This is a genomic window from Priestia sp. BR_2, assembly GCF_041954005.1.
GTDB lineage: Bacteria > Bacillota > Bacilli > Paenibacillales > Paenibacillaceae > Paenibacillus_AQ > Paenibacillus_AQ lautus_A.
In genome coordinates this window covers 1-1,092 of record NZ_JAVFHM010000081.1, presented here as the reverse complement: position 1 = coordinate 1,092, position 1,092 = coordinate 1, and the positions used below count along the sequence as shown (strand labels likewise).

Annotated in this window: 2 protein-coding genes; both read right to left on the bottom strand. The window is 35.4% G+C overall.

The features are described 5' to 3' along the window. Window positions 1-98: 98 nt before the first annotated feature. Window positions 99-548, bottom strand: a complete 450-nt coding sequence (locus RB298_RS02135; RefSeq protein ID WP_486045502.1) for an SMI1/KNR4 family protein — start codon at window positions 546-548, stop codon at window positions 99-101. A 78-nt stretch (window positions 549-626) separates the two neighbouring features. Next, window positions 627-1,092 (bottom strand): HNH/ENDO VII family nuclease (locus RB298_RS02130; RefSeq protein WP_486045500.1); only part of this gene is annotated, 466 nt, incomplete at its 5' end.

Below are 1,092 nucleotides of genomic sequence, written 5' to 3'. Positions count from 1 at the left end.
CGTCAGATGTTTAAAAGAGACAGACTTATAACTTCTATTCATCATAAACAATAAATGACCTTATTCAGCTTTAAGCTAAACAAGGTCATTTATCTATATTAAAACTCTTCTTCCCATGCTTCTTTTGCATCCAATAACCTTTGTGATAAAAACTCATAAAAATTCTTTGCTGTATTGTAGTCATCAAGTCCACCTTGTCTATCCCATGCTATTACTGGGCACTCATTGTTTTCCATATTACTAGTGTCTAGACAATAAGCATATTCCCCAATATCTTCAATAACTACTAAATTCTCACTCATTCCTAAATCCCTATAACTCTCTGTTTCAATAACAACAGAAGCTATATTAGACTTAGCCACCCCTAAAATATCAACACCAAATAACCCACCAGAGCCATAATTAGTTAAAAACCACTTATAACTTTCTGGCAATTTTAACTGTAGGGTATCTTGAACATAATCAACTTGTTTTTTATCTACTCCACCAGTAAAGTCATCTGATTCCATATTTACCTGAATAAAATTGGTTAATTCCTCTTTATTCATTCAAAATTCCTCCTTTTATAAGTCAGCTTTATCTATTTGTTTAGCTCTCCATCTCCAATATTTCGACCTAAAATTTTCCTATTGCTTTTTTAACACAGGGTCGTTTCTAAAGCTTCCACCATTCTCCACTAAGCCATGCAATATTTTATAATATTCCTTATGCATGCTACCCGGGAGCTCCACCATTGATCCGGGCTCTCTTTGAATTAAATGATGAAGTTCTATAGCAGTCCCATCTTGCCAAATTGGTGCTCTTCCTTTTTTCATCAATTGGAGATTTGTCATACCAGTTTTAGGGTCAATTCTCATATAATCAATATCTAACCTTTGAAAAACCCGTCTGCTAATATCCCTTACTTCTCCATTAACTTTAGTTGTTCCAGTATATTCTACATCCTTATAGTTTTTATATTCTTTACCCGTACCCTTAGTACCCGTTTGAATTTGACGTTCACTCACACGCTCTGCTTTTACAGGCTTTTCAATCATCTGCATCGTCTGCTGCTTCCCATTCTGCAAGGTCTCCCTCACCTTCTGCGGGGCA